Raw genomic sequence first — 20132 nt, 5'->3', positions numbered from 1 at the left:
TTAACTTTGAGAAACAGCATAAACAGAACGAATGGTTAAAGCCGGTAATATAATAGGTACAGAATATTTTCAAAAAAGAATTTTACAGATTATCCTGCTTCTGGCGTTCTCCCCGGTCTATGCTCAACTGGAAAAGCATGAACTTCCGCTTTGGCAAAAAGAGAATGCCGGCGTAAAGGAAATCAGGATTTTTCGGGATGGTGAGCAGGTAGCTTTAAGGCAGTTCCGATCTGACGGTAAAACTGCGTTTCAGATGGTCAGAAATGTAAATTCCAAAACAGAGCATTCCGTACATTTCTATACGGAAGAGGGAGGGATGGACCGGACCGTTCTTGCCAACTCCAGGTCGGGCTTTCTTGTGTTTAGAGAGCAAAAAATAGGGAAGACCAGAAAATATTTCGCTAATCAAACTTTAGATTATAGCAGTTTGGATTTGGACAGGAATAATTTTCTGTCTCAGGTTCGCAAAATTCGGGACAGTATTTCTTTGCTGTCTCATACAAAGGTCCGCCACCTGCTGGATGAAACTCCACATTTAAGACAAACTAATCACTTTGATGACGGCGGAAAAAGAGTTAAGACTTATAACTATCATAACGGAAAACTGATTGGCTCGTCAGCAAATGCCTTCCAGGCAGATGATACAGAAAATCATACTAACCCTGACGGTACACCGGCGGGAATCAGTATAGAGCGCAAAGAAAATTTAGTGGTAAGCATAAGGACAAACAGGACAGAAGATTTTTTTGGCTATAATAATGACAGGTTGTTAGTGCAGCACACCACTTATGAACTTGGAAAGCTGCGATATACTACTAACAACCGTTATGATGCGGGGAAATTGATACACCGCAAGTTTGAAGATTTGGACCGTAAAAAAGTGATTGAGTATTCATTTAATTATGACGGTAGCGGAAAACTGAAATCCATTTTACAGAATGACGGTAAAAAAACTATGACCTATAATTACGAGTATAGTTATTATACAGAGTCTCGCTAAAAATGAAAAAAATATTTTTTTTATCTCTGATACTGATTGCTGCCTTAAGCTTTTTCTATTTTAAAGATGCAATATTGCTTGTGAAGGAAGAAAACTACGCCATCGTAAATGAAACGAACAGGAAAATCCCTGCGACTTTTTACTCGAAGAATGTAGTTGTAGATGTAGGCGGAAAAGCGGAAAGCGTTTATGAAATATTAATCTTCTTTGACGAAGAACAGGAATTGAACCCCATCGTAATTATCCCGAAATACAAATTAATTGGATTGGTTGAAGGTGGCAGGAGAGGGTTTATAAAATTTGGAAGTAATGTCCTTCAATTATCAGATGATTCAAACAAGTTTAACATGTTAAACGATACTGCTTTTTTTGATGATCCTCCGATAAAGCAAATGCGCTTTGACCACGATTATATTGTCTTTAATACCTTTAAAGGACTCAAAAAGTATGGGGCAACCATTATCCTTAGAAAACAGTAATCCGATGTTGTCCCGCGAAACTTATCGAAGCTGTCCAGCAAAATTATTTTTGCTTCAATGATAAAAATAAGTATCCCTTCAGTTTTATTAAGTATGAGACCAAAAATAAGTTTGATAATAAGTTTAGTATTTGTGATGGGTTTGTTCTTTTACCTCAATCGCATTGATTATCATAGTAATTCACAGGTATTAGCTGCGGAAGAATGTATTTTAGTTGTAGAAACACCTCCCTCCTTCTATACTTCTGCCATGTTCAGAACAAAAGGTTACGACCCCCTAACTAAAGAACCTTGTGAATGTAATCATTACAACAGATGGTGGAGTTCCTATAAATCTGAAATCGGACTGGGTGATACTATCGTTAAAAAAAAAGGGGAACTGGTTTTTAGTATTCACAAAAAAGATACTACTATTACTTATAAGTTTCAGACCCAATATTGAGAAATACAATGTAAATTTTCCATTGTATTTTTTTGATACTATCAGCGCTGCTTTAAGACCTCGGTAATCCAATGGAGCCAATCCCTCCTCTAAACGCCATATCCCACCAGCAATTAGCTACTATTAGCATTTTTTAACCTTTTTGCATTCGGCCGGTTTTGCCCGAAAACCCTAACTTTGTAAGAAAGTAAAATGATCAATGGAAAGTAAGAAAGAATTTTTTCTGGAATGTTATAAGCTGGGTATTATTAAGTTTGGACGCTTCACCCTCAAAAGTGGTATAGAAAGTCCTTTTTATGTGGATTTAAGGCCGCTGGCTTCCGATCCTAAAATTTTAAAACACCTGGCGAACTACCTTCTGGACATGCTTCCGCTTGATAATTTTGACCTTATTTGCGGCGTACCTTATGCCGCTCTTCCTATGGCGACGGCCATGTCCCTTGAAAGTTATATTCCGCTGATCATCAAACGTAAGGAAGCCAAGGATTACGGCACCAAAAAGATGATTGAGGGTATCTTTACCAAAGGTCAGAACTGCCTTTTGGTGGAGGATGTTATTACCAGTGGTAAATCTCTGCTTGAAACCATCCCTGAAATTGAGAATGAAGGTATTTCCGTGTCAGATATCGTAGTGGTTCTGGACAGGCAGCAGGGTGGTAAGGAACTTCTGGAATCGAAAGGTTATCGTGTTCATACACTCTTCACCATTTCCGAAGTCTGCGGAATGCTGCAGGAAGAAGGTCACCTGACTAATGATGAAGTACTTAGAATAAGCGACTTCCTGAAGGGTAATGAAGTAAGGTTTGAAGAGAAAAAAAGACTTTCCTATGCCCAGAAACTGGATATGGCAGAACATTCGGTAGCCAAAAGGCTTCTTGAGATCGCGGTTGCAAAGCAAAGCAACCTGATTGCCTCCGCTGATGTAATGACCACAGCTGAACTACTGGATTTGGCTGATAAGGTGGGTCCGCATATTGTGGCGCTTAAAACCCATATCGACATCATTACAGATTTTGATCCGGATGCCACCATTCTTCCGCTGAAAGACCTGGCGGCAAAACATAATTTCATGCTGATGGAAGACCGTAAGTTTGCCGACATTGGTAATACGCAGGAACTTCAGTTCTCCTATGGCATCTATAAAATTTCCAACTGGGCCGATTTTGTAACCTCGCAGGTAATCGGTGGCTATGATTCACTGGACTGTTTCAGGAATGTTGGCGTAGTGGCCATCATCGGGATGTCGTCTAAAGGCACTCTTACCGACGCCGGTTATCAGGCAGAAGCTCTGAAGGTGGCACAATCGCACCCTAACGTGATTGGCGGGGTTTCCCAGAAACAGATTCCGGAAGAACTTCTTCTTTTTACACCCGGGGTAAGCATGGCTGAAACAGGTGACGGAAAAGGTCAGCAGTATAACACACCTGAAAAGGTTTTTAAGGATTTGCATACCGACTTCATGATTGTTGGACGCGGCATTTATAAAGCAGATAATCCTGAGGCTGCTGCACTCAACTATAAAATTGCAGGCTGGAACGCCTATACCGCAAGTCTGTAAAGGCTATTCTGAAAAAAAAAAGTATGAAGCTGTGGGAAATGATTCCGCAGCTTTTGTTATATACCGGTCTTAGGGTCTGTAAAGTCGAGACAGATGTTATTATACAGCTTTCGGTCAGAATAGATCACCAGAGGGATGTCATGGGTCTTTACGCGGTTCCAGTACGAACTTCCTGCAAACCGGCTTTCACTAACCTGGGCAGGTTTACCCTTGTCGGTGACCTTGATTTGGTGCGGATACCACAGATTCCGGCTGAGTTTCAAAGTGTTTTTCTCGTCATCTGTCAGTACATTTACCTCGCCAAAAAGTTGTGCCACATAAGCATTATAAGGATTAAGGTAAGTTTCCTCCGGACTGTCATTCTGAATCAGCCTGCCATCCTGCATGACAATGATCCTGTCCAGCCACGGCATAACTTCCTGTATTTCATGGGTAGAGATCATGAGCGAGAGGTTATTTTCCTTTACGAAGTTGAAAAGTCGCTCCCGTAATTCAATCTTTCTGGAAAAATCCAGGTTACTGAACGGTTCATCCAGTAATAATAGCTTGGGAAGTACCGAAAGTGCTCTGGCAATAGCCACCCGCTGCTGCTGCCCACCACTCAGGAACTGCGGTTTTACATCAGCGAAATCTTCCATGCCCACTACCCTGAGTAGCTCCTGAACCCTGGCTTTTTTCTCGCCTAAATTAATATTCGATATGAACTTGCCTACATTTTCAGACACCGTGGAGTACGGCATCAGGTCGTACGTCTGCGCAACAAACTTCATGTCTTTTTCGCCCGGCACCAGATTTCCTTTTGGACCCAGCAGGCTTACTCCGTTGAATATGATTTGCCCTTCTTCCCAGTCCAGTAAACCATAGATAAGATTGAGCAGTGTGGATTTTCCACAGCCGCTTTCACCTGCCAGCGCAATGATCTGGCCCTCATCAATGTTCAGGTTCAGATTGTTGAACAGTTTCTTGTCGGGTGTGTGTGAAAAGTGGAGGTTCTTTACTTGCAGGAGCATGACGGCAAAATTATGTTTTTTCGCGGTTAAATTATATTTTCTTAGTTTAGCGTAAATGTAACTATTAAAAGACTAATATATGACTTCCAAGTTTCTATCTCCTCTTTTTGCAGCCCTGATACTGGGCACAGCAACTATTTCCTGCGGTAAGGATAAACCTGTGACCAGTGAAACCTCAGAAGTGACTACCACACGGGAAGGGCAGGTGTATGTGATCGATACCATGAACAGCCGTATTGAATGGAAAGGGTTCAAGGTTTTCAAATCTGAAAATACCAGTCATTTCGGCACGATCAAGTTTGAGACTGGTGATGTTACAGTGAAGGATGGACAGCTGGAAAGCGGGAAATTTGTGGCCGACATGACTACGCTGGAAAATGTGGATCTTAAAAGTGATGCCGAACAGAAATCTAAACTCGAGGGTCATCTGAAGTCCGGCGATTTTTTTGAGGTAGAAAAGTTTCCTACCGCATCATACGAGATTACAAACGTGACCCCATTGTCCGAAGGTGATTATAACACCTTGCTTGACGGTAACCTTACCATTAAAGGGATTACCAAGCCGGTGAAGTTCAATGCGAACGTAGCCGTTAGCCAGGGTGAAGTCTCGATTGCCACGGAACCTACAGACATAATGCGCGAAGATTTTGGTGTAAAGTTCCAGGTGCCGGTTCAGAACGGCCTTATTAAAAATGAAGTAAATGTCCAGATCCGCATCAAGGCGATGGAACAGAAATAAGAACTGCATCATTATTTACAGGCAGGGCGCGATATACGTGCCCTGCTTTTTTACTTTGTCCTGAATGTTGTAAATTTGCGCCACTAAGAAAAATGACGATAATGTTTGATGACATTGACCAGCTGCTGCAAGAGGTAAACTCATTCACCTCATCCGGAAAGGAAGAAACGGAACAGTTCCGACTTCGCTTTAACGGAAAAAAGGGAATCCTGAACGGTCTGTTCGAGACGTTTAAGGAAGTACCCAATGACCGTAAGAAGGAGTATGGCCAGCGGATAAATGCGCTCAAGCAAGCCGTAGCTGCAAAACTGGAAGCGTTGAAGAATGAAGGGGAAGCCGTGGCTGCTTCTGAAAAGGAAGATCTTACCCGTCCCGGATATCCTCTGGAAATGGGTACAAGACACCCCATCAGTATTGTAAGGAACAGGATTAATGATATCTTCCGGTCCATAGGTTTCGCCGTTGCCGAGGGACCTGAGATTGAAGACGACTGGCATAATTTCTCAGCACTTAATATGCCCGAATACCACCCTGCAAGGGATATGCAGGATACTTTCTTTATTGAGCAGAATCCGGATGTGCTGTTGCGTACGCACACTTCTTCTGTTCAGATCCGTCATATGGAGAATAATGAACCTCCGATCAGAATACTGGCACCGGGACGCGTGTTCCGCAATGAAGCTGTTTCTGCAAGATCACACTGTATCTTTCATCAGGTCGAAGGTTTATACATAGACGAAAACGTAAGCTTTGCCGATATGAAACAAACCATTCAGTATTTCACTACAGAGCTTTTCGGAAAATCAAAAATCCGCATGAGGCCGTCCTATTTTCCTTTCACTGAACCAAGTGCGGAGGTAGATGTATATTGGGGACTGAACAGTGAAACCGATTACCGTATTACAAAAGGTACCGGCTGGCTGGAGATTATGGGTTGCGGTATGGTAGATCCGGCCGTACTGTCCAATGTGAATATCGACCCTGAAAAATATTCGGGTTATGCTTTCGGTATGGGGATAGAAAGGATTGTCATGCTGCTTTATCAGATTGGCGATATCCGTCTGTTCTTCGAGAATGACAAAAGAATGCTGGATCAGTTCAGATCAGTATAAACAGAAAAGTGGCCTTACGAAGCCACTTTTCTTATTTAATGAATCTCATAGGAAATTTTACGTTCCGGTAACCGTCCAGATCAGCCTTAAGCGATCCCACGGCCAATTCTGCCTTAATAGAGATCGGTATATGGTTGGCATCATTGCTCACCCATAGAGTTACCCCTTCCTTTGCTTTGAAAACGCGCCCGCTCTTTACCAACGGAATGATTTTTAAACAGTTAATCCGGCCATATTTGGTGTTGATATATTCCGTTCCGGTTACACGGATCTGAAAGGGAAACATCTCATCGTCAATCCAGATATTCATATTCTTAACTGTACCCACACGCAACTCCGAAGGATCCAGCGTGCGCAGATGGTAGAATGCGGACAGCATGTCCTGAACTCCCGCCACGGATTTTATGGTCCTTGAACCATTGGCCGGTGTCTTTTTATCGGTAAGCACCAGCGTTTGATTGGCATGGTTGAAAGTTGTCTGCAGATGCTGGCTGTACCCGCCCTCTTTTACATTCCTTACATAAAAACTTGGTAAACCTGTATTGTAACTGATGTAGCTTTCATATAGATCTTCTACTCTGAAGACTGCTCTTACCGCACCCGTAGTACGTCCTACACCCTTTACATACATATGCGGTTGCCCGCGGTAGGTTGTTTTCTGTGTGGTAAGTGTAGCATTACCGGCGGTAAGCAATCCATAATGGATACGGTAGGTCAGCATTTCACCGGAATTTATATTGTCAAGTTTTTGTGGGAAAATATAGAGGAACATCAGGGCAGCAAGAATGCTGAGTAATTTTTTCATACATATGTTTTTACAAAATCTTTGCCACAAAGATAAGTGCTTTGTGATTGACTTTTGTCAGGTATTTCAGGGCTTGAATATGGCAGCGCGTCACCGGAGCTTCATAATTTTTTTAGTATTTTTGCAAAGTTTTACTTCAAAAAAATAAAAGATTCAATCAATGATTACAACGGATTTGCTGATTATCGGAGCCGGACCTACAGGACTTTTTGCTGTGTTCGAAGCTGGTTTGCTAAAGATAAAGTGCCATATTATTGACGCACTGCCCCAAGCCGGCGGTCAGTTACAGGAGTTGTATCCGAAGAAACCTATATTCGATATCCCCGGTTATCCCACCATCAATGCCGGCGAACTGGTAGACAACTTGATGGAACAGATCAAGCAGTTCCAGCCGGGATTTACACTTGCTGAAACAGCAGAAACATTAACGAAAATTGATGACGACTGGTTTGAAGTGGTGACCAACAAAGGTACAATACACAGAGCAAGAGCTGTGGCTATAGCCGGTGGGTTGGGAACTTTCTCACCGCGTAAGCCGGAACATCTCGAGAATCTGGACAAATTTGAAGAAAACGGTGTTGAGTATTTTGTTAAAGAGCCTGAACATTTCCGGAATAAGAGGGTAGTTATTGCAGGTGGGGGCGACTCTGCCCTGGACTGGAGTATTTTCCTGAGCAATGTGGCCAGTGAGGTGACGCTGATTCACAGACGCAATGAATTCCGCGGCGCATTGGATTCTGTGGAGAAAGTACAGGCGCTTAAAGATGCCGGCAAACTGAAACTGATCACTCCGGCCGAAGTAACCGCATTGCATGGCGATACACATCTGCAATCCATTACGGTTGATGCAGGTGGTGAAACCCGTGATATCGAAGCCGATTTCTTTATTCCTCTTTTCGGACTTACGCCTAAGCTGGGCGACCTGGCCAACTGGGGACTGGAAATTGAGAAAAACGCCATTAAAGTAAATAATGCACTGGACTATCAAACCAATATTGAAGGGGTGTACGCCGTAGGTGACATCAATACCTATCCGGGTAAACTTAAACTTATCCTTTGCGGTTTCCACGAAGCCACACTGATGTGCCAGAGTGTGTACAACCGGATGAATCCGGGTAAGAAATTCGTCCTCAAATACACAACGGTAAGTGGGGTTGACGGCTTCGACGGCAGCCGCAAGGAAGCGGAAAAGGCCGTGGTGAAGAAAATCGATTAAGTATTAATTAACTTTGAGTACCGTCATGTCTGATATCAACATAAAAATTACCGACCGCGAAGGCATTACGCACGATATTGCGGCACCCACGGATATGTCCATGAACCTTATGGAGGTTATCCGCGCTTACGAACTTGCCGAAGAAGGCACTATAGGTGTTTGCGGTGGTATGGCGATGTGTGCTTCCTGTCAGGTCTATGTTATCAATAATGGCGACAAACTGACTGAGATGGGTGATGAAGAAGATGCCATGCTGGGCGAAGCCTTCCATTTGCAGGACAACTCGCGATTGGGTTGCCAGATCCATATCAGTGAGGAAATAGAAGGTTTGGAAGTAGAAATAGCACCTTACCCATAAACCATAAGAAATACAGTTTACAGCGCGCGGATCTTTCCGGGCGCTTTTTCATTATAAAACTAAAAAAAATAGTCTGTCAAGACATTCCACTTTTATATAAATGCACTAAAGCCCATGTATTTTACATTTTTATGCAGTTCTTAGCCCTAAGGATATTCGGAATAGTAAAATAATATCTTTACATTTACATTTATATATGAGTAACGGATACTTTGGCAGTGCTATTCACGAACTGGCCGTTTTTTACAATACAGAGAATTTCTACAGTGCAGAGGCCCGGACTTCACAGCCTCCCAATATTGAGTTCTCCGGCCTGCGCAACTGGGACCGGTTCCGTTTTCAGAATAAACTGCAGAAAATTGCACAGGTTTTTCAGTTGATCCGCGATAAGCACGGCGTCTTGCCCATGGTAATCGGTTTGGCTGAAATTCAGGGTGACGCTGTGCTTCAGGAGCTGGTGGCGCAGCCTGTTTTTGAAGGTCGGTTTCGCGTGGTTCATTATGAATCCATGGATGAAAGGGGCGTGGATGTGGCGCTCATATATGACAGTTCAAAAGTGGAGGTTTTATCCAGCGAACCCATCAGTTACTTCTTTGAAATTGAAGGGACCGATCCCGAAAAATATGATACTACACGGGACGTGCTTCACGTAAAACTGAAGTATGGCATTTCCGCGGTTAATGTATTTGTATTTCATTTGCCTTCCAAAAGGGAAAAGGACATTAACAAACCCAGGCGGGATGTCATCCTCACGGATATCAGGGAAAGGATTGTTGAAATGACTGAATTGGGTGAAGCTGTTCTGCTTATGGGGGATTTCAATGAAAATCCGGATGAGGAAAACATTAGAAGCATTACTTATGGAAGCAATAATGAGAAAATACTTTCCAATCCGTTTCTGGAACTCTTTATGAAAGGTAAATTTTCAACTTATCACCGTCAATTTGGCTTACTTTTTGACCAAATGCTTATTTCTGATGATTTTTTTAAAGAAGAGGCACTTCTGAAGTATGAGTCAGCAGAAGTTTTTGATCACCCAAAGCTGAAGAGTTGGGACCGTAAGTTTGAAGGCAGACCATTCCGCACTTTTGTAGGTTCACGTTACCTGGGAGGATACAGCGATCATTTTCCCGTGCTGTTGAAATTCCGCAAAAATTATAAAAAAAATTGAAAAAAAATAGTATGAAAAACGCAACTAATATTGGCTATCTGCTGGATGCTATTGACAAGAAAATAATTCATATGCTTATGGATAATGCCAAAACATCTCTTGCGCATATCGCCAAAAATGTAGGCATATCTACTACGGCTGTTCATCAGCGTATTAAGAAACTGGAACAGGCGGGCGTTATTGAAAACTCAATCTCCTTCCTGAATGCACGTAAAATAGGTTACAAAGTGGTAGCCTATATCGGTGTTTTCCTGGAGCAGCCCAACCAGTATCCGGATGTGGTAAAAGCGCTGAAAGAAGTTAATGAGGTTGTGGAAGCTCATTACACCACCGGAAACTATACCGTCTTCCTGAAGGTCCTGTGCAAGGACAATGATCACCTGATGGAGATACTGAACAAACTTCAAAAACTGAAAGGCGTTACCAGAACGGAGACTTTCATTTCGCTGGAACAGAGCATCGGCCGACAGCTCAAAGTGTGATATTTTAATGAATTTTAGCTGAAGATAAATGGAAATCAATAAGTATCTGGACTCAACTTATCTGAAGACCCCGGAACAGTCGGGGCTTTCTGAAAAGGAAACACTTGAAACCGTCCTTTCGCTGGTGGATGAGGCAATTGCAAATAATATTTTCGCTGTCATGATCCGCCCGGATTATGTGAAACAGGTTAAAGAATATATTTCTGATAAAACGGCGGACGTAAAGGTGGGTACTGTGATTGGATTTCATGAAGGTACCAACTCCACAGAAGCAAAACTGGGTGAAGCCCGTAAAGCAATTGATGACGGCGCTGATGAACTGGATTTCGTGATTAATTATGAAGCTTACAAAAAAGGTCAATTTGATCTTGTAGAAGATGAGGTGGTGCAATGCACACGCTTCTGCCTCGATCATAATAAGGTAGCTAAATGGATTATTGAAATTGCCGCGCTTACCGACGCCCAGGTAGCAGAAATTACTACGCTGATTGCAAAATGGATCACTGAAAACTTCCCCGGAAAGGAAGACCAGGTCTTTGTGAAATCCTCCACAGGATTCTATGTTACAGAAGGTGGTAAACCAAACGGTGCTACTTTTGAGGGCATAAAAATCATGCTGGACCATGCCGGAAAGCTTCCTGTAAAAGCCGCCGGCGGTGTGCGCTCTCCCGATGATGCCGAAAAGATGATAAGTTTGGGTGTTAAAAGGATTGGAACGTCTTCAGCTTTGGCTTTACTTAAAAACTCGGGCTCTTCGGCAGGTTATTAAATCATTGCTCCATAAAAAAATGAACCCACAGACAATCTGTGGGTTTTATATTTTAGGAAAACTGATGTTCTCTGTAGAAATTACTGGCTTCTTCAATTACACCATCCATTTCTTCCAAAGTGAAAACCTCTAAAAATTTCCTTCTGAAATCCTTGAAATGTGGGATGCCGCGGAAGTAATTGCTGTAGTGCTGCCTCATCTCAATAAGTCCCAGACGTTCGCCTTTCCACTCAGCACTCCATTCCGCATGCTGACGGACCGCCAGCAGCCGGTCTTCGATGGTGGGCTCCGGTAAATGCTCGCCGGTGGCAAAGAAATGTTTTATTTCGTTGAAAATCCAGGGATAACCAATGGCACCACGTCCGATCATAATACCGTCGCAGTCGTATTTCGTTCTGTATTCCAGTGCTTTTTCCGCCGAATCGACATCACCATTGCCAAAGATTGGAATTTCAATATTCGGGTTGTTCTTTACCTTGGAGATATAGTCCCAGTCGGCCTGGCCTTTATACATCTGTGCGCGTGTTCTGGCATGGATCGTGAGTGCCTTGATTCCGGTTTCCTGCAGCCTTTCTGCCACCTCCATAATATTGATGGTTTCGGTGTCCCAGCCCAAACGGGTTTTCACTGTTACGGGTAAATGCGTGGAATTGACCACCGCTTTCGTAAGCCGGATCATCAGGTCAATGTCTTTCAGTACGCCGGCGCCGGCACCTTTGCAGACGACCTTCTTCACCGGACAGCCAAAATTGATATCCACCAAATCAGGGTTTACGGTTTCAACAATCCTGGCCGAAAGTGCCATCGCTTCCTCATCACCACCGAAAATCTGTATGCCCACAGGCCTTTCGTAATCGAAGATATCTAGCTTTTTACGGCTTTTCATGGCATCACGGATCAGGCCTTCAGAGGAGATGAATTCAGAGTACATCATATCCGCGCCATGCATTTTGCAGAGCCTTCGGAACGGTGGGTCCGAAACATCTTCCATAGGAGCCAAAAGCAGGGGGAAATCCGGAAGTTCAATATTGCCAATTTTAACCATTCTGCAAAGATAAGGAATTGGATTGTTAGAAGTAAAGACGTTAAGACGTTAAGTCGTAAAGGTGTAGTGGCGTTGGGGGTGAAATCGTAAAGTTGTAAAGCTGCAAAATCGGATGGCTAAAAAGATGTTCAGTTGTAAAGTTTTGAAATCCAGAAGTATTGGGTGTAAAAGTTGTTTAGTTGATTAGCGCCGGGGCAATTTGCTGGTCGTGAAGTGGTTTTGGAGAGCGAACCATCATTGCGAATTTACGCTTTCCTATACGCGACTTTACGCCCAACAACTTTACACCATTATTTCAGTGAGTTATAGAACGCATTCAATTGATTGGTGATTTTTTCAGTTTGATGCCGAAGTTCAATGTATTCTTCCTCAGAAATTAGATCCAGATCACATGCCAGGACTAGAAAACTGATAACCTCTAATCCTGTACTGTACGCAATATTTATGAATCTGGATTTATCCTTATTCGTGCTTTTTCCCGTGCCCTCCGCAATGTTTGCCATTATGCCCGTCGCTGCCCTCCTGAGTTGGTTAGTAATGCCGAACCTTTCCTCGTCTGGAAATTTACGGGATACCAGATATATATCCTTTACCAGATTGCGTGCGTTCTGCCAAACTTCAAGTTTTTCAAAGTAGAAAGTGTACATGGTTCATGGTATTGTGTTCAGTGTGAAACAATGTTGCCATAAAATCGAAGAATTGCAAAGTTGCTAGGTTGAACATCTGCAAATTGGCCCCAACTAAAGTACGCAATTCTTTTTTTACAAAATTAACTGAATAAACAACTTAACGAATTAACGACTTTACGCCTTACAACTTTACGATTTCCCACTTCTTAGAAACTCGCCTTCAGCTGCATACTCCCGATGTGAATCGTTCGCTCACCAGAGTTACGACCTTCATAGTTCACATTCAGCGTGATGAAGGAATTGATAGCCTGCTGCAGGAACAGACTCCACAGCTGGTTTTTTCCCGGTTTAAGCCCGTCCAGCATCTGGTTTCCAACAATGGAAAAGTTGTTTCCCGTAAAATCATTATTGATGAAAGAGAAATTGGCGCGTACCGACGTCCTGTTTCTTTCCCACTGAAGAGCACCTGTAAGATCAAGGGTTTTAAGAAATTCTTCACCGTCTGCCCTGTCTTTTTTTCGGAGTGCCGCAGATAGTTCGGCCTGCATGCTTTCGGAGAATTTGTACGTGGCTTTAGGTTTGGTTTCAAAATTATTCAGGATGAAATCGCGCGTGTCAAAGATCTGAGAGGCGTTTTCTATATGGTGCAACGAGTTTTCCCAATCGAAACGCAGACTTTTAGTAATACCGTAGCCCACATTCAGGAAGTGGGAATTTTGGTTCCGTTCTTCATTGCTGAAATTGGCGTTTACCAGATTATTATTGGCTATAAAACGGTAGTTCCCATTCCAGGCAGACTTTTCGGTTGGGTTAAACTGTGCCGAGACCAGGATATTTTGGTTTTTCAGGATCTGATCTTCATCTTTCTCGAAAGGGTTCAGCACCAGTACACGGTCCTTTTTGTAAAATGAGTTCTGCGAGTTCAGCGAAATGTTGAAATTCCAACGTTTCAGAAATTCATTCGATGAATTTAATACAGCCGACGGATTTACAAAAAGCGCCAACTGAAGTTTATTTTTATTGGACGGGATATAATTTACCGAGTTGGTGTAGATCCGGATGTACTGGGCCAGATCCGCATATTCAGCAATCTCGAATTCATCCAGCTGCTGCACACCGTCACCGTTGTAGTCGGTCCATTTATAAACACCCTGGCCGTCGGTCACCTTTATATACTGAAATTCGCGCTGCGCTTCCTGCCCGTTTCCCAATTCGTAAAAAGCCTGCAGTCGCATACCGTTATTGAACAGTTGCTGATTGTACAGAATGTTTCCGACTACAAAGTCATTGTTCAGCTGAGTCAACAGATCATCATTCTGATAATAAAACTTGCGGTAATGAACCAGGGCGTTAAGCGTAGTCCTCTCGCTTTTTATTATCTGGCTTTCCACCATAAGGCCCACAATATGATTTTGGTCTTCCAGCTGATTGTTCCGGATGGAATCGTTGTCGCGGAAATAGACCTTCGCCAAAAGTTTTGTACGCGCCGAGTCACCGATGCGTTTCTGAGCAAAAACCTCCTTCCAGCTGAAACTGGTCACATCAAACAGATCGGTGTCATTGAACTTTTTCACATTATGTTCCAGACTTCCGCCCAGTCCCCAACTTCCTTTTTCACCCTGACGTTCCGAAATGACAGCACTGCGGATGAACTTTGTGTCCTGAAATGTGGCTTTGGTGTCCAGATAGGAAAAATTACCTTTAATATTGAATTTACCCGTGATCCAACCAAAGTCCAGGTCATTCTTAAAGCCTTTGTAGAAGTCCTTTTCGTCCAGGAAGTTCATGCGGTAGTTCAGGAAGGATAAGTTTTTCCACTGGTTCAGGAAACTGAATATAAACCGGTTCTGTGTGCGGTTATTAAACTCGTTCGTCAGGTTAAAATCGCGGGAAAATTCCACATCATTAATGCGGTCCAGGATATGGAACTGCGAATTGATATGCTGATATTCAAACGTAGGAGTTCCCTTCCAGTTCTGATTAGTGAAAGTCTTGTGTCCGAAGATCCGTGCGGCGTAACCGAGGTTCTGCTTTGCATCTTTGGAAGAAAAAAGGTTGATGTCATAATTGCTGAAGGAAATGTCAGTGCCAATTTTCCCGTCATTCAGGAGATACTCGGCATTATAGGAGAATACCTGTGCTTTTTGGGGTGAAGGCAGTTTACGGACTGCCCGGTACTCGCCCTGATTGGGTCCCACATACTGGAAAACCCTTCCGTTATTTGTGGTTTGCGCCAGCGTATAATCGCCCAGCTGGTTTCCGAAATAGGTGAAGGCAACCTGGTAGAGGGTTAAGGTTTGATCGGCCGAAAATTCATAATAATCACCATTCGGGTCGTTTACGAGCCTGTAAAGGATTTTATTTACATCATATTCCGCAACTGTTCCCGACGGTGCAAACATGAGGTCAGGATTGTTGCCGGCATCTACCAGCACCTGTTGGTCGGCATCGCTGAGGTTTAAGGCCAGTGGTGCGTTTTTATTGTCCTGTTCCAGGAACCAACTGAAGCCCGTGCGAAAACGTTCGCGTTCGTGCCTAACCTCACCCGTGAAAAGATATCGGGAGTAATTTCTGTTCGTATAATTATAGGAAATCGTGATGAAGTTCTGCCGGAAGATGGGGCGGAAACTGGTAAAAGTTACTTCGCCGGTATTGTAGTTTACGGTATAATCCAGATTTTCACCTCTTTTCATCAGGATACCGTCTATATAGACCTGCTCTGACCCGGAGATTACGGTGATGAAGTTCTCGCCGTTTTTTCCCGTCAGCCGGTAAGGTCCCTGATTGCCTTCTATACCCTGGAAACGTATCCTGTGAAATTCACTTCTCGCTACGCCACCCGCGACGTCCAGAAACGTTTTGTTTTCTTTACCGAATGAGGTCTGAAACTGCAAACCCATGCTCCGGCGCTGGTAGCGCCCAAAATAGGTGCGGTTATCCTCCAGGTCCAGATGCCCGGCCCGCAGGATAGAACGGTCCTTAATATTGAGCTGCATGTAAATCTTGTCAAATTCCTCCAGGGTCTGCGTATAGCCGTCGGCCTGAATGGGCAGATTATGATCCGAGATTGAGGCAAGGATGGAAACGTCCGGTGACAGTTTGCCTGTAATCTGCAGGTCCATTGAGCTTTGCACCGAAGAACCCTGGTTATTGCCAAATGTGACTCCGCGGATTATCGATCCTTTGGAATTAAGGTCGCCCAGGAATTTCTGTCTGTCATTTTTTACAAGTACAGCTTCATCAACAATGACACGGTTCTGGGTACGGATAAAGTCCAGCGTATCGCGGGTAAAAACATCCTGCTCCAGTTTGGCTGTAAGAATGGAATCTTTTTTGATGCTGTCTTTTGGAAGATTAGGATTTTTCCAACTGAAAACCTGTGCTTTATGCAGAATAAAGCAGGACAGGAACAGGATGAAAAACAGGAATTTTTTTGCCAAAACGATTACACAAAAGCGGTGTAAAAGTAACGAAAAATATACTCCTGAATTGTGGTGTTTTACTTAACATAAAATTAAAGCTCAGGATTTTCTCTTTTCAATATTAAAGAGTAATTTTGCAGTATCAATAATTTAAACTTAAAATTTTATTAAAATGAAAAAAATCTTTACCATTTTCGGAGTGCTTGCGCTTTCAGTCGCAGCAAACGCACAGCAGCTATTGACTAATCCTGGTTTTGAAGGTGATTTGACAGGATGGGCTTCCGGGCCTACTGGATCTTACACTTCTCCTACTATTTCTACTACAGCGCCACATAGCGGGACCAAGTCTGCCGGATATGCAGGTGCCACGGCAACTACAGGTTTTTATCAAAACGTTCCAGTGACCGGAGGTACTTCATATACGATTTCTTTCTGGTACAAATCATCTGGAGACGGAACCGATGCAAGGCTATGGAGTACGTACAAGAATGGTTCAACAATCGTTTACACAACGCCAAATGCAGATACGGATTCATTCAGAACCAATAATGCTTATCTGCCAGACGCTGCTGCATGGACACAATATACTGCTACCATGCCTGCTGAAGCATCAGCCAATAGTTTAGATGTTGCAGTAAGAGTTTACAGTGGTGGAACAGCCTATTTTGATGATTTTTCCGCTGCAGTAACAGGTTCACTATCTGTAATGGATCCAAAAACTTTTGACAAACAAATTCTAATGAATACGCTTGTTTTAGATCAAATTACATTTAGATTGCCAATGCGCTCCACAGTAAATATATATACTATGGAAGGACGTCTAGTAAGTTCTGACCGCGTATCTGATGGCCAGTCTTTGGATGCATCCTCCCTGGAAGACGGTTATTATATCGTTACAGTTGATAATGGTTCATCAAAAATCAGCAGAAAAATCCTTAAGAAATAATTTTCTTTAAGATATTATGAAGGCTGCTCAGAAATGGGCAGCCTTTTTTGTGCTCAACCTTTCGCTGGTTCCATCAATCCTGCAATGTGTACGCGTTCATTAATACCATCCCCGTCTTGCGGTATTGATTACCGCACTTAGATTGAGGACCAGGGTGAACCTGATTCTTTGGGCATAATCTTTAAACGAAGGTTCAAACCCAAGAGTGGAGTAGACCGGAAGGTAGACTTCCAGGAAATCCGGGATTATGCGCACCTTCACACCGCTGTCCCAAATGAATTTCGGATCTGCTGACCTGTTTTTGTACATACCCGCATCAGCATAAATATTAAACATTTTCCAGATGTGAGAATCAACATTAAGGGAAGTGATCCACTGATTGGCTGTTGAATCTATCAAAGATTTAAATCCACCATCGGCCATTATAAACTGCTGCGAAAGCAGACCGGAAGTCGCACTCTGACCCAACAGACCATAAGAGAATGAGTAATTGGAAACACGCGAGATCCCAAAATCAAAGATTTCATTACGCGTTTTATTGTTCAGAAAATATCCCGCAAAAAGCCGGAACGCGATTTTTTTGTTGGCTGCATATTCATACCGGTAAGTTGCTTCTGCCGCCACTTTGTTGAAATCCTGCATTCCCTGCACATAAGCACCGAAAAACTTCTCGTGAATCAGTCCGTTGTCTGCAAAGGCATAATTTACGTTCCAAAGGTTATACCGGTTATATTCATTCTCAAATATCATTTCCGGCGTCAGGTCCTTTTCATAATGATTAAATGAAACGCCTAAACTCCTTGAGATTGCACTGCGCGGCTCTTTAGCAAAATTAATTGAAGCACTTGCCGTAAACTTTCGGTAACTCAGGTCATAATCATAATGAAAATAAGAGCCGGAGACTCCCATATTCAGGCTTTGGAAAAAGCTTTCGGGCGGCATGATGCTGTAAGTCACACTTCCGGAACCAGTAATCTGCCCGGTTCCCGTACTGTAATAGGGCGTCAGTGAGTAGGCAAATTTATGATTGAAGAGTGACTCGTTCCGAAAATTCAGACCGAGCAGGACCTTGTCATATGCATTAAAGGTAAGACGCGGATTCAGATAAATCTCATTGTACTCGGGATTGGGAATGTCCTTAATGAGTTTCAGCTTTATTTTTTTCATGTTGCTGAACAAACCTTTGGTGTACAGATAGTTGTCACGGAAATTCTTCTCCGGAAAAAAATGACCGCTGTTGATCACAATTTTATCAGCATCCATTTCTGGAACGATATAAACGTCCTGAGAAGGATGTTCCGGCGTGCCGAACCAGTGTGTTTTAGTACCTCCCTGTTCGGAGATTGTCTCCAGTTTAAAGGGTACCGGATCATAGGTGTTCTTGCGGACGGTTACTTCCAGATTGCCGTCGGCTCTTTTAAATTTCTTAAGGTTAAAGTTGACTCTGTGCTTACGCGACATGAGTTTGTCCAAAAATACAGAAGAGTAATGCGAGCGCATGGCCAGTCTGTCCAGGAAGTGGCCGGTGTCAATCTGCTGCGCAGCATTGGACTGAAGATATTCGCTCAGAAAGTCTTCAAATTCAGAGGTGCCCATCTTTTCGGCCACAAAGTTCAGCAGACTGCCCATTTCAAAGTTGCTCACCGTCATTTCATTGAAATTGCTGAGGTCTTTGAAGTCTTCATCAACTTTCTGATCAAGATTCTGCGTCATCATGTACTGGTACGCAATACCGTAGCGCTCAATCAGCTTGAGACGGGAAGCATGAAAGAGCTTCAGCGGTTTGATTCCGATAATTGAGGCCTCTGTAAGCTGGCCCAGCAATTTATGGTCTCCGTAATATTTTTTGAGGTACTGAAGTTCCAGGTAGGTCTTGATACCGTTTTTAAACCAGTGGTCGTCATCCTTATTGGTGATCAGTCCCTGTTCCAGGATGTTCTTGGAGATGATGCTGAAATAATCGAGGTCAGCATTTTCTTCCGGGGTAAAGAGCGGGAAGCGGAACTTCCAGAATGCGATATCGTCATTACCGAAAAAATCTTCCTTATTCCGGAATTTTTCTGAAATGAAAATCTTTGAGGGTACAAGTCCCGTTTTACTTTGCAGATATTCCAGCTGTTGCGGAATTTTATTTTTAAGATGCTGTTGCTCTTCTGCCTCCAGGCGGTAGCCAAAATCAACCTTAGTCTGAACTCCACCTGTTTGAAAAGTCAGGGTGGGATAAATGTTAAATGAGATCAGAAATTCCGGATCTGCTTTCAGCAAACCTGTGTAGTAATTAGGATGCAGTTCCGTAAGGTTGCTTTTTGAATGATAGTCGGTTGGTAAATCCAGGTTTACTGTCCAGTGCGTGCTATGGTTGGCTGTTTCCTCAATGTCCAGGAACCTGCGCTCATTGCCGTTGGCTTCAGCAAAGCTGTCCGGTACCAGAAAAAAGTATTTAAGAGCAATATTTTGCTCAGACATTCCATAACCGGTGAATTTGGCTAACGGAAGCTGCAATTGATACTTAAGGAGCAGTTTTACACTCGCGCCCGGCTGAAGGGGTTGAGCCAACTGAATATAAAGGTTTTCAGAATTAAGATCGGCCGGGGAAGTTATCTCAGATAGATCTGTTTTAACTTCAAGGGTTTTCAGCTTCCCGAGCTCCTGAGGTTGTGCAAAATGAAGTTCCTTGTTCCTGTCTTCTATTTTCCTGTCGTAAAGGGGTGTGCCACGATTTTTATAGGCAGCAATCCAGTTCAGCAGCTGTACTTCTGTCTGTGCTGAATCCGTTTTATTGTAATAGCGGAGTTCCTGGGTTACATTAAGCGTCCGGAGGTCCTGTTCCAGTTTGGCCTGTAGGTAAATGCTGTCTCTTTGTGCCGATGCCAGCACAAAAAATCCTCCGAATAAAAAACCTGCAATTAATCTCTTCAAAATAACCAAAGGCCAAATATAAAGTAATGCT

The 20132-nt window shown here is 43.2% G+C and carries 18 protein-coding genes; 12 read left to right on the top strand and 6 right to left on the bottom strand.

The genetic code is table 11. From position 1 onward, the window contains the following. Window positions 1–31 precede the first annotated feature (31 nt). The 4 genes from P0M11_RS08780 (at window position 32) to pyrF (ending at window position 3478) form a co-directional block, all read left to right on the top strand. Window positions 32–1000 (top strand): hypothetical protein, encoded by a 969-nt coding sequence (locus tag P0M11_RS08780; protein ID WP_275625321.1) that lies wholly within the window; start codon window positions 32–34, stop codon window positions 998–1000. A 2-nt stretch (window positions 1001–1002) separates the two neighbouring features. After that, on the top strand, window positions 1003–1479 hold the full coding sequence (locus tag P0M11_RS08775) for a hypothetical protein (protein WP_275625320.1): 477 nt from the start codon (window positions 1003–1005) through the stop codon (window positions 1477–1479). A gap of 57 nt (window positions 1480–1536) precedes the next feature. Then, on the top strand, window positions 1537–1920 hold the full coding sequence (locus P0M11_RS08770; RefSeq protein ID WP_275625319.1) for a hypothetical protein: 384 nt from the start codon (window positions 1537–1539) through the stop codon (window positions 1918–1920). Between the two features lie 199 nt (window positions 1921–2119). After that, window positions 2120–3478 (top strand): orotidine-5'-phosphate decarboxylase, encoded by a 1359-nt coding sequence (gene pyrF / locus P0M11_RS08765; protein ID WP_275625318.1) that lies wholly within the window; start codon window positions 2120–2122, stop codon window positions 3476–3478. Window positions 3479–3534: 56 nt separating this feature from the next. Here the strand turns inward: pyrF and P0M11_RS08760 are convergent, their stop codons facing one another. After that, entirely contained in the window at window positions 3535–4488 is a 954-nt protein-coding gene (locus P0M11_RS08760) for an ABC transporter ATP-binding protein (RefSeq protein WP_275625317.1), read from the bottom strand. 79 nt (window positions 4489–4567) lie between these two features. Here P0M11_RS08760 and P0M11_RS08755 point away from each other — a divergent pair, with 79 nt between their 5' ends. Further along, the gene (locus P0M11_RS08755; RefSeq protein ID WP_275625316.1) at window positions 4568–5227 is read left to right on the top strand and encodes a YceI family protein; all 660 of its coding nucleotides are present in this window, start codon (window positions 4568–4570) and stop codon (window positions 5225–5227) included. Window positions 5228–5328: 101 nt separating this feature from the next. Then, a complete protein-coding gene (gene pheS, locus P0M11_RS08750) occupies window positions 5329–6339 on the top strand; it encodes a phenylalanine--tRNA ligase subunit alpha (protein ID WP_275625315.1) in 1011 nt (336 codons plus the stop codon). Between the two features lie 31 nt (window positions 6340–6370). On the opposite strand, the gene P0M11_RS08745 is transcribed toward pheS, so the two are convergent. Further along, complete coding sequence (locus P0M11_RS08745; protein WP_275625314.1) at window positions 6371–7144, bottom strand: DUF3108 domain-containing protein; 774 nt, start codon at window positions 7142–7144, stop codon at window positions 6371–6373. Between the two features lie 160 nt (window positions 7145–7304). Here P0M11_RS08745 and P0M11_RS08740 point away from each other — a divergent pair, with 160 nt between their 5' ends. The 5 genes from P0M11_RS08740 to deoC all read left to right on the top strand — a co-directional run bounded on the left by P0M11_RS08740 (window position 7305) and on the right by deoC (window position 11140). Beyond that, window positions 7305–8360, top strand: a complete 1056-nt coding sequence (locus P0M11_RS08740; RefSeq protein WP_275625313.1) for an NAD(P)/FAD-dependent oxidoreductase — start codon at window positions 7305–7307, stop codon at window positions 8358–8360. 25 nt (window positions 8361–8385) lie between these two features. Then, window positions 8386–8718 carry a 2Fe-2S iron-sulfur cluster-binding protein gene (locus tag P0M11_RS08735; protein WP_275625312.1) on the top strand — a complete coding sequence of 111 codons (333 nt, stop codon included), beginning with the start codon at window positions 8386–8388 and terminating at the stop codon, window positions 8716–8718. A gap of 196 nt (window positions 8719–8914) precedes the next feature. Next, window positions 8915–9889, top strand: coding sequence for an endonuclease/exonuclease/phosphatase family protein (locus P0M11_RS08730; protein WP_275625311.1), 975 nt, complete (start codon window positions 8915–8917; stop codon window positions 9887–9889). An 11-nt stretch (window positions 9890–9900) separates the two neighbouring features. Then, a complete protein-coding gene (locus P0M11_RS08725; protein ID WP_158063402.1) occupies window positions 9901–10371 on the top strand; it encodes an Lrp/AsnC ligand binding domain-containing protein in 471 nt (156 codons plus the stop codon). Between the two features lie 28 nt (window positions 10372–10399). Next, window positions 10400–11140 (top strand): deoxyribose-phosphate aldolase, encoded by a 741-nt coding sequence (gene deoC, locus P0M11_RS08720; RefSeq protein ID WP_275625310.1) that lies wholly within the window; start codon window positions 10400–10402, stop codon window positions 11138–11140. Between the two features lie 52 nt (window positions 11141–11192). Here the strand turns inward: deoC and dusB are convergent, their stop codons facing one another. From dusB to P0M11_RS08705, 3 genes are all read right to left on the bottom strand, one after another. After that, on the bottom strand, window positions 11193–12185 hold the full coding sequence (dusB, locus tag P0M11_RS08715) for a tRNA dihydrouridine synthase DusB (protein ID WP_158063404.1): 993 nt from the start codon (window positions 12183–12185) through the stop codon (window positions 11193–11195). 290 nt (window positions 12186–12475) lie between these two features. Continuing rightward, window positions 12476–12832, bottom strand: a complete 357-nt coding sequence (locus P0M11_RS08710; RefSeq protein WP_275625309.1) for a four helix bundle protein — start codon at window positions 12830–12832, stop codon at window positions 12476–12478. 188 nt (window positions 12833–13020) lie between these two features. Further along, on the bottom strand, window positions 13021–16206 hold the full coding sequence (locus tag P0M11_RS08705) for a hypothetical protein (RefSeq protein WP_275625351.1): 3186 nt from the start codon (window positions 16204–16206) through the stop codon (window positions 13021–13023). A 202-nt stretch (window positions 16207–16408) separates the two neighbouring features. Here P0M11_RS08705 and P0M11_RS08700 point away from each other — a divergent pair, with 202 nt between their 5' ends. Then, window positions 16409–17182 (top strand): T9SS type A sorting domain-containing protein, encoded by a 774-nt coding sequence (locus P0M11_RS08700; RefSeq protein WP_275625308.1) that lies wholly within the window; start codon window positions 16409–16411, stop codon window positions 17180–17182. Between the two features lie 99 nt (window positions 17183–17281). Here P0M11_RS08700 and P0M11_RS08695 read toward each other — a convergent pair whose 3' ends face one another. Continuing rightward, window positions 17282–20101: an aminopeptidase gene (locus tag P0M11_RS08695; RefSeq protein WP_275625307.1), complete on the bottom strand. Its 2820-nt coding sequence runs from the start codon at window positions 20099–20101 to the stop codon at window positions 17282–17284. Window positions 20102–20132 lie beyond the last annotated feature (31 nt).

Source organism: Kaistella sp. PBT33-4 (genome assembly GCF_029194425.1).
GTDB lineage: Bacteria > Bacteroidota > Bacteroidia > Flavobacteriales > Weeksellaceae > Marnyiella.
The sequence above is the reverse complement of the archived record's forward strand: the minus strand, read 5'-3'. Positions and strand labels throughout refer to the sequence as shown.